Origin of the sequence: Burkholderia sp. Ac-20349 (genome assembly GCF_017104865.1) — a bacterium.
GTDB classification, from domain to species: Bacteria; Pseudomonadota; Gammaproteobacteria; order Burkholderiales; family Burkholderiaceae; genus Burkholderia; species Burkholderia aenigmatica.
In genome coordinates, this window is the sequence record NZ_JAAGPM010000217.1 from 1 (window position 1) to 9,103 (window position 9,103).

4 protein-coding genes and 1 pseudogene are annotated in these 9,103 nt (G+C 69.0%); 2 read left to right on the top strand and 3 right to left on the bottom strand.

Going from position 1 to position 9,103, the window contains the following annotated elements; all coding sequences use genetic code 11:
• Both G3N61_RS39895 and G3N61_RS36465 read left to right on the top strand, forming a co-directional pair.
• A pseudogene (locus G3N61_RS39895) lies at nt 1-134 on the top strand (MFS transporter); the annotation flags it as partial.
• Nucleotides 135-221: 87 nt separating this feature from the next.
• Complete coding sequence (locus G3N61_RS36465) at nt 222-1,730, top strand: AMP-binding protein (RefSeq protein WP_089449746.1); 1,509 nt, start codon at nt 222-224, stop codon at nt 1,728-1,730.
• Between the two features lie 118 nt (nt 1,731-1,848).
• On the opposite strand, the gene G3N61_RS36470 is transcribed toward G3N61_RS36465, so the two are convergent.
• From G3N61_RS36470 to G3N61_RS36480, 3 genes are all read right to left on the bottom strand, one after another.
• Nucleotides 1,849-2,988 carry a branched-chain amino acid ABC transporter substrate-binding protein gene (locus G3N61_RS36470; RefSeq protein WP_089449654.1) on the bottom strand — a complete coding sequence of 380 codons (1,140 nt, stop codon included), beginning with the start codon at nt 2,986-2,988 and terminating at the stop codon, nt 1,849-1,851.
• Nucleotides 2,989-3,072: 84 nt separating this feature from the next.
• The gene (gene putA, locus G3N61_RS36475) at nt 3,073-7,005 is read right to left on the bottom strand and encodes a trifunctional transcriptional regulator/proline dehydrogenase/L-glutamate gamma-semialdehyde dehydrogenase (RefSeq protein ID WP_205824829.1); all 3,933 of its coding nucleotides are present in this window, start codon (nt 7,003-7,005) and stop codon (nt 3,073-3,075) included.
• Nucleotides 7,006-7,388: 383 nt separating this feature from the next.
• The coding region (locus G3N61_RS36480) for a primosomal protein N' (protein WP_241018073.1) at nt 7,389-9,103 on the bottom strand (1,715 nt) is incomplete at its 5' end.

The following is a 9,103-nucleotide window of genomic DNA, read 5'->3' on the forward strand; positions in this document are numbered from 1 at the left end:
GCCATCCGGCGGCCCAGGACAGCGCCCCCGTGCAGGCCCTGTATCGCAAGCTGAACTGGCGCCTGCTGCCGCTCCTGCTGCTGTGCTACACGTTCGCCTATCTGGACCGGGTGAACATCGGCTTCGCTGCGCTGCTGCAGCGCGCGTACCCGGCCTGATGTCGTTTCGGATCGCTTAGCAAGGCCCAGTTCGCCTTCGTTCGCCCGCCCGGAGCCCTGATGATGAACCTCGTCGCCGCCCTCGACCGCGCCGCCCGTGCGACGCCCGACAAGCCGTTCCTCGTCAGCGAATCCGAGACGATCACCTATGCCGCCGCGCGCGAGCGCTCGCACCGCGCGGCGGCCGTGCTGAGCGCGCTCGGCATCGCGGCCGGCGACCGCGTCGCCGCGATGTGCTTCAACACGCCGGCCTTCGTCGACCTGATGTTCGGCGCATGGCGGCTCGGCGCGACGTTCGTGCCGATCAATCACAAGCTGCAGGCGCCGGAAGTCGACTACGTGCTCGAACACAGCCGCAGCAAGGCGCTGCTGTTCGACGTGGCGCTCGCGCCGGTGATCGAACGCCTCGTGCATCCCGCGAGGCGGCTCGTGACCGAAGGCGAGCTCGACGGCGTGCCGTGCTTCGACACGCTGTGCGCGACGCGGGACGGCCTCGCCGGCATCGAGCCGGCCGACGGCGACATCGCGCAGATCCTCTATACGTCCGGCACGACCGGCCACCCGAAAGGCTGCGTGCACAGCCACCGCACCGTGACGCTCGCGGCAATGCAGGCGGCACTCGCAATCGGCATCGGCCGCAACGAGCGCACGCTGATGGCGATGCCGATCTGGCATTCGTCGCCGCTGAACAACTGGTTCGGCGGCACGCTGTATGCGGGCGGCACCGTCGTGCTGCTGCGCGAATACCATCCGCTGCGATTCCTGCAGGCCATCGAACGCGAGCGCGTGACGCTGTATTTCGGCGCGCCGGTGTCGTACCTGCTGCCGCTCGACACGATCGACGGCTTCGCGGCGTTCGACTTGTCGAGCGTGCGCGCCTGGCTGTACGGCGGCGGCCCGATCGGCCCCGCGCAGGCCGAGCGGCTCGCGCGCGCGTATCGCAGCGACGCGTTCTTCCAGGTGTACGGCATGACGGAGGCGGGCCCGGCCGGCACGACGCTGTATCCGGACGAGCAGGTCGCGAAGGCCGGTTCGATCGGCCGCACGGGCGGCCCGGGCGTCGACCTGCGCGTCGTGCGGATGGACGGCATCGATGCGCAGCCGGGCGAGACCGGCGAAATCTGGCTGAAGACCGACAGCATGATGCTCGGCTATCTCGACGATGCGGCCGCGACACGCGCCGCGTTCGCGCCGGACGGCTGGTATCGCACCGGCGACATCGCGCGGATCGATCAGGAGGGCTACCTGTTCATCGTCGACCGGCTGAAGGACATGATCGTGACCGGCGGCGAAAACGTCTATTCGAAGGAAGTGGAGGACGTGCTCGGCGCGCACCCGGACATCGCCGAGGCGGCCGTCGTCGGCGTCCCGCATCCCGACTGGGGCGAGACGGTCGTCGCGCACGTGGTCCTGCGCGCGGGCAGCGTGCCCGACGCGGACGCGCTGCGCGCGTTCTGCGGCGCGCGGCTCGCCGCGTACAAGATCCCGCGCGAATTCACGTTCGCGCAGGCGCTGCCGCGCACGCCGACCGGCAAGCTGCAGAAGTTCCTGCTGCGCGTGCGTCGCGAATAGTTGCTGGCCCGGCCACGGAAAAAGAAAAAGCCACCCGGCCCGACGGCCCGGTGGCTTTTTCGCATGATCGACGGGGCTGCGACATTCGCCGCTGCCCGCGCGTCATGTCACCGGCTGCTTACTTGCCGCCGATGCTCTTCAGCGGCTTCCACTCGCCCTTCTCGACCTTGTACATCGTGATGCCGCCGTTCTTCAGGTCGCCCTTCGCGTCATACGCGACGTGCGTCGACGTCACGCCGGCCATGTCGGTCTTCGCGAGCAGCGGCAGGTACTTCGCCGGATCGGTCGAATCGGCCTTCTTCATCGCGTTGAACAGCGCCATCGCGCCGTCGTACGCATACGGCGAGTACGTCTGCACTTCTTCGCCGAAGCGCTTCTTGTACTTGTCCGCGTACGTCTTGCCGCCCGGCATTTCTTCCAGCGGGAGACCTGCCAGCGAAGCGATCGTACCGTCGGCCGCGTTGCCCGCGATCTTCAGGAACGTCGGCGTCTTCACCATTTCGCCGCTCATCAGCGGAGCGGTGATGCCGAGCGTCTTCATCTGCTTGACCATCGGTGCAGCCTGCGAATCCGCGCCGCCGTAGTAGACGAGGTCCGGCTTCGCAGCCTTCAGCTTGGTCAGGATTGCCTTGAAGTCGACAGCCTTGTCGTTCGTGAATTCGCGGTCGACGATCGTCGCGCCGCCGGCCTTCGCGGCCTTCTCGAACTGGTCGGCGAGACCCTGGCCGTAGGCCGTGCGGTCGTCGACGATCGCGATCTTCTTCATGCCGAGATCCTTCGACGCGAACGTGCCGGCCACCGAGCCTTGCTGCGTGTCGGACGTCATCATGCGGAAGGTCGTCTTGTAACCCTGCTGCGTGTATTCCGGCGCCGTCGCCATCGCGATTTCCGGGATGCCCGCGTTCGCGTAGATGCGCGAGGCCGGGATCGTCGTGCCCGAGTTGAAGTGGCCGAGCATGCCCTTGATGCCGTCGTCGACGAGCTTCTGCGCAACCGTCGTGCCGGTGCGCGGGTCAGCCTGGTCGTCCTGCGTGTCGAGTGCGAACTTCACCGGCTTGCCGCCGATCTTCGGGTTCGTCGCGTTGAAATCCTCGATCGCGAGCACGATCCCGTTCTGCATATCCTTGCCGTAGTGCGCCTGCGCACCCGTCATCGGCCCTGCGTAACCGATCTTCACGTCATCCGCATGGGCCGTCCCCGCCAGCGACATGACGGCGACAAACGTCGCGCCTGCCAGCTTTTTCATCGTGTGTTGCATAGCATCTCCTTGGTACCAGGGTAAATGGAGCGGCTTCGGGATCGCCTTGCCGCTTCCTTTGTTTGATCCGAACGGCAAGGATGATCAGCCGATCGTCATCAAATTCGCATTGCCGCCCGCCGCCGCCGTGTTCACGCTCACCGAGCGCTCCGTCAGCAGCCGTTCCAGCGCGTAATCTTCCGCGTCGCCGTTTTCGAACGCGCCCACCGACACGCCCTGCACCGACACGATCGGGCCCGGCCGCTGCGCGACGTCCTTCACGAGCGTCTGCAGTTCGTCGCTGTCGCCTTCGAACAGCACCGCGTCGAACGGCGCGTCGGCCTGCTTGCGCACGGCCGCATGCGCCTTCAGCGACGCCGGCAGCGCGGCGACCAGCGCCTCGCCGGCCGCGCCCGCGAACAGCGCGCGGTTACCGGTCGCCAGCACCGCCGCGAACTGCGCACCCGCACCGCCCGGCCTTGCCGCAACCCACAACACCGTGCCGCGCGGGCCGAGTGTATACGTGTTTCGCTCGCCCGTCGGGCCGCTCAGCACCGCGGTCGCACCGGCCGGCACTTGGGCCAGATAGCCGTCGCAACGCGCGGCCAGCGCCGGCTCGCGCTGCTCGATCAGCCAGTCGCGCAGCGTGGTCAGCGCCGCCGCCGGGTTGCCCCGCGCATCGCCTTCCACCGCGCCGTCCGCCACCAGCGACTGCGCGAGCGAACGCGGCAGGCCCGACGGACGCGTCGCGAGCAGACGTTGCAGGTACAGCGCGCCGCCGGCCTTCGGGCCCGTGCCCGACAGCCCTTCGCCGCCGAACGGCTGCACGCCGACCACCGCGCCGATCACGTTGCGGTTCACGTAGATGTTGCCCACGTGCGCATTCGAGATCACGTGCGCGATCGTCTCGTCGATCCGCGTGTGGATGCCGAGCGTCAGGCCGTAGCCGGTCGCGCGGATCTGCTCCAGCAGCTTGTCGAGCTGGCTGCGACGGTAACGCACCACGTGCAGCACGGGGCCGAACACCTCGCGCTTCAGCTCGTCGATGCTGCCGATCTCGATCAGCGTCGGCGGCACGAACGTGCCGTGCGCGCAGGCCTCGGGCGCCGGCAGCTGCGTGACGCCGTGCCCCTTGTCCTTCATCGCCGCGACGTGCGTGTCGATCGTCTGCTTCGCTTCACCGTCGATCACCGGGCCGACGTCCGTCGACAGCCGGTCGGGGTTGCCGAGCGCCAGCTCGTGCATCGCGCCCTTCAGCATCGTCAGCGTGCGGTCCGCAACATCGTCCTGCAAACACAGAACGCGCAACGCCGAACACCGTTGACCGGCCGAGTCGAACGACGACTGCATCACGTCCGCGACGACCTGCTCCGCGAGCGCCGACGAGTCGACGATCATCGCGTTCTGGCCGCCCGTTTCCGCGATCAGCGGGATCGGCTTGCCGTCCGGGTCGAGGCGCGCGGACAGCGTCTTGTTGATCAGGCGCGCGACTTCGGTCGAGCCGGTGAACATCACCGCGCGGGTGCGCGGATCGGCCACCAGCGCCGCGCCGACGGTCTCGCCGGTACCCGGCAGCAGTTGCACCGCGCCGGCCGGCACGCCGGCCTCGCGCAGCAGGCGCACGGCCTGGGCGGCGATCAGCGGCGTCTGTTCGGCCGGCTTCGCGAGCACCGTGTTGCCGGCCGCGAGTGCCGCGGCGACCTGGCCCATGAAGATCGCGAGCGGGAAGTTCCACGGGCTGATACAGACCACGGGACCGAGCGGACGGTGCGTGTCGTTCGAGAATTCGTCGCGGATCTGCGCGGCGTAGTAGCGCAGGAAGTCGACCGCTTCGCGGATCTCGGCGATCGCGTTCGGCAGCGATTTGCCGGCTTCGCGCACGATGAGGCCCATCAGCGTGTGCATCTGCGCTTCGAGCAGGTCGGCCGCGCGCACCAGGCAATCGGCGCGTGCATCGACCGGCGTTGCCTGCCAGATCGGCGCAGCGGCCACCGCGTGCGCAAGCGCCGCGCTCACGTGTTCGGCCGTCGCTTCGCTGACCGTGCCGACCAGGTCACGCTGGTCGGCCGGGTTGCGCACGTCGCGGGCCGGCGCGTCGGCGACCGTGTCGTCGTCGAGCATCGGCGCCGCGCGCCACGGGAAATGCGCGCTCGCGAGCAGCGCGGACGACAGCGACGCGAGACGGTGTTCGTTCGACAGGTCGAGGCCCATCGAGTTGGGCCGCTCGTCGCCGTACAGGTGGCGCGGCAGCGGGATCTTCGTGTGCGGCGCGCCGAGCGGCACGACCTTCGTCGCTTCGTCGACCGGATCGGCGACCAGTTCCTTCACCGACACGGTTTTATCCGCGATGCGGTTCACGAACGACGTATTCGCGCCGTTTTCGAGCAGGCGGCGCACCAGGTACGCGAGCAGCGTCTCGTGCGTGCCGACCGGCGCGTACACGCGGCACGGGCGGTTCAGCTTGTCGCGGCCGGTGACTTCCTCGTACAGCGGTTCGCCCATCCCGTGCAGGCACTGGAATTCGTACTGGCCCGGGTAGTAGTTCTGGCCCGCGAGCTGGTAGATCGCGGCCAGCGTGTACGCGTTGTGCGTCGCGAACTGCGGGTACACGGCGTCCGGCGCCGCGAGCAGCTTCTTCGCGCACGCGAGGTACGACACGTCGGTGTAGATCTTGCGCGTATAGACCGGATAGCCTTCGAGGCCGTCGACCTGCGCACGCTTGATCTCGGTATCCCAGTACGCACCCTTCACGAGGCGGATCATCAGGCGGTGACGGCTGCGGCGCGCGAGATCGATCAGGTAGTCGATCACGAACGGGCAGCGCTTCTGGTAGCCCTGCACGACGAAGCCGATGCCGTTCCAGCCCGCGAGTTCCGGGTCGAAGCACAGCGCTTCCAGCAGGTCGAGCGACAGCTCGAGGCGGTCGGCCTCTTCCGCGTCGATGTTCAGGCCGATGTCGTAGCGGCGCGCGAGCAGCGCAAGCGCACGCACGCGCGGCAGCAGCTCGCTCATCGTGCGGTCCTGCTGCGAGCGCGAGTAGCGCGCGTGCAGCGCCGACAGCTTGATCGAGATGCCCGGGCCTTCGTAGATGCCGCGGCCGCCGGCCGCCTTGCCGATCGCGTGGATCGCCTGTTCGTACGACGCGTAGTAGCGCTGCGCGTCCTCTTCGGTCGTCGCCGCTTCGCCGAGCATGTCGTACGAGTAGCGGAAGCCGCGCGCTTCGTACTTGCGGCTGTTCGCGAGCGCTTCGGAAATCGTCTCGCCGGTGACGAACTGCTCGCCCATCAGGCGCATCGCCATGTCGACGCCCTTGCGGATCAGCGGCTCGCCGCCGCGGCCGATCAGGCGCGTCAGCGCCGACGACAGCCCTGCTTCGCTGTTGGTCGTCACCAGCTTGCCGGTGATCATCAGCCCCCAGGTCGCCGCGTTCACGAACAGCGACGGCGCGTGGCCGACGTGCGAGCGCCAGTCGCCCTTGCTGATCTTGTCGCGGATCAGCGCATCGCGCGTCGCGCGATCGGGAATGCGCAGCAGCGCTTCGGCGAGACACATCAGCGCGACGCCTTCCTGGCTCGACAGCGAGAACTCGTGGATCAGCCCTTCGACGCCGCCGCCCGAGCTCTTCTCGCGCAGCGCCTCGACGAGCTTCGTCGCGAGCGCCTGCACGTCCGCCTGCAGGTTCGCGGGCAGGCGCGCCTGGCCGAGCAGGAACGGCACGCATTCCGGCTCGGGGCGGCGGTACGCGGCCGTGATCGCCGCGCGCAGCACCGATTGCGGCTGCACGTTCTGCGCGAACTCGAGGAACGGATGCGGCGAGTTGTCGTCGTCGCCGTCCGCGGACTGACCGTCGGCGAGCTCCGTCACGCCGCTGTGGCCCGACAGCTCGGGCGGCAACTGGCCGTGCTCGATCCGCTCGAGGTACGCGAAGATCGCCTGCTTGATCAGCCAGTGGGGGGTGCGCTCGAGACGCGCGGCGGCGTCCTTGAGGCGCGAGCGGAGAAGGTCGTCGACTTTGACGCCGAGAGTCGTGCTTGCCATGGTGGGTTCGTGCGCCGGTGCGAGCCCGGCAATGTGGTGTGAGAGGATGCGCGAAATCCTACGGCACGCAATAAAAAGGTGCAACCAAATTGCAAGATAGGTTGCACCCTCAAGTTAGTCAATATAATCAGCCACTTATGCGGTTGCAACCTAGGGGTTGCCCGTGGTCGGAGGATCGGTGTTTTCCCTGAGCGGGCCGGTTTGACATGCGTGCGCAACCTTCCGCGGGCGTGGCGGCGGACGAAAACGGGTTGCACTGGGTGTGATGGCGGACGTGGCGTCCGGGTGCGGCCGTGCGGCAAAAGACGGTTCGGAGGCGCCCGGCGCGGCGGCCCGGGCTTCAGGGAAGCGCCACGCGGCACGATGGCCGCATGGCGCGCCGCTCAGATGTCCAGCGGATCGACTTCGACGCTCCACCGCAGCACGCCCTTCAGCGCACGCAACTCCGGCTGCCACGCGCGCAGCGCATGCTGCAGCGCCGCCCGCGACGCGCTTTCGAGCAGCAACTGCGCGCGATGGACGTTCGCGACCTTGACGATCGTCATCGGCACCGCGTCGTACACGGTCACGCGATCGGCGCCCGGCAGCCCCGGCAACGCGGCCGCGGCCTGCAGCAGGAACGCGAGCGCCGCGTCGAGCGTGCGCCCTTCGGCGCGCAGCAGCGCTTGGTAGACGAACGGCGGCAGGTGCGCGTCGCGGCGCTCGCCGAGCGTCGAATTCGCGAAGCCGACGTAATCCTGCCGCCCGAGCGCGTGGTACAGCGCATGACGCGGGTAACGCGTCTGCACGAGCACCTCGCCCGGCAGCCCGGCGCGCCCCGCGCGGCCGCTCACCTGCATCAGCTGCGCGAACAGCCGTTCGCTCGCGCGGAAGTCATGCGAGAACAGCGCGGTGTCGGCATTGAGCACGCCGACGAGCGACACGCGCTGGAAGTCGTGCCCCTTCGCGATCATCTGCGTGCCGACGAGGATATCGACCTCGCCCGCATGCACGTCGGAAAAGAGCGCCTGCGCGCTGCCCTTGCGGCGCGTGCTGTCCGCGTCGATCCGCAGCACGCGCGCGCCCGGCACCGCCTCGGCGAGCGCCTCCTCGATGCGTTGCGTGCCGCGCCCGAGCGGCGCGATGTCGACGTTCCCGCACTCGGGGCACGATCGCGGAATGCGCGACTCCCAGCCGCAGTGATGGCAGCGCAGCGCGTGCTCGGGCTTGTGCAGCACGACGTACGCGCTGCAGCGCGGACAGCCCGCGACCCAGCCGCACGCGTCGCAGGCGAGCTGCGGCGCGTAACCGCGCCGGTTCAGGAACACGAGGCTCTGTTCGCCGCGTTCGAGCCGCGCCTTCAGCGCCGCGACGAGCGGCCCCGACAGCCCGCCCATCGACGCGCGCCCGCGCCGCCGCTCCTCTTCGAGATCGATCAGCCGTACGGTCGGCAACGTCGCGTCGGCCACTGCGCGGCGCGACAGCGTGAGCCGCGTGTAGCGGCCCTGTTCGGCCTGCCACCAGCTTTCGAGCGACGGCGTCGCCGAGCCGAGCACGACCGTGATGCCGAGCTGCTTCGCGCGCCACACGGCGAGATCGCGTGCCGAGTAGCGCAGCCCTTCCTGCTGCTTGTAGGCGGGCTCGTGCTCCTCGTCGACGACGACCAGCGCGAGCGTCGGCATCGACGCAAGCACCGCGAGGCGCGTGCCGAGCACGATCCGCGCGCGGCCCGTATGCGCGGCGAGCCAGTTGCGCGCACGCTCGCCCTCGGCGAGCCCGCTGTGCAGCGTGACGATCGCGTCGTCGGCGAGCGCACCCGCGAAGCGCGCGCGAAACGCGGCCTCGAATTGCGGTGTCAGGTTGATTTCGGGGACGAGCACGAGCGCCTGCGCGTCCGGCCGCGCGTCGAGCAGCGACGCGAGCGCATGCAGATACACCTCGGTCTTGCCGCTGCCCGTCACGCCGTGCAGCAGGAACGGCGCGAAGCCCTGCGCGGCGAAGTCGTCGCTGCCGGCGCGCCGCAGATTCGTGTCGAGGAACACGGGCCGGTCACGTTTGCGACCATCGGCCTGTCGCGGCGCGATTACGACCAGTATTACCGCGGCTTCTCGAACGCGAC

What these genes read in the sequence shown, in the direction of transcription:
- G3N61_RS36465 (WP_089449746.1), top strand. Translation starts at nt 222, where the DNA reads ATGAACCTCGTCGCCGCCCTCGACCGCGCCGCCCGTGCGACGCCCGAC.
- G3N61_RS36470 (WP_089449654.1), bottom strand. Translation starts at nt 2,988, where the DNA reads ATGCAACACACGATGAAAAAGCTGGCAGGCGCGACGTTTGTCGCCGTC.
- putA (WP_205824829.1), bottom strand. Translation starts at nt 7,005, where the DNA reads ATGGCAAGCACGACTCTCGGCGTCAAAGTCGACGACCTTCTCCGCTCG.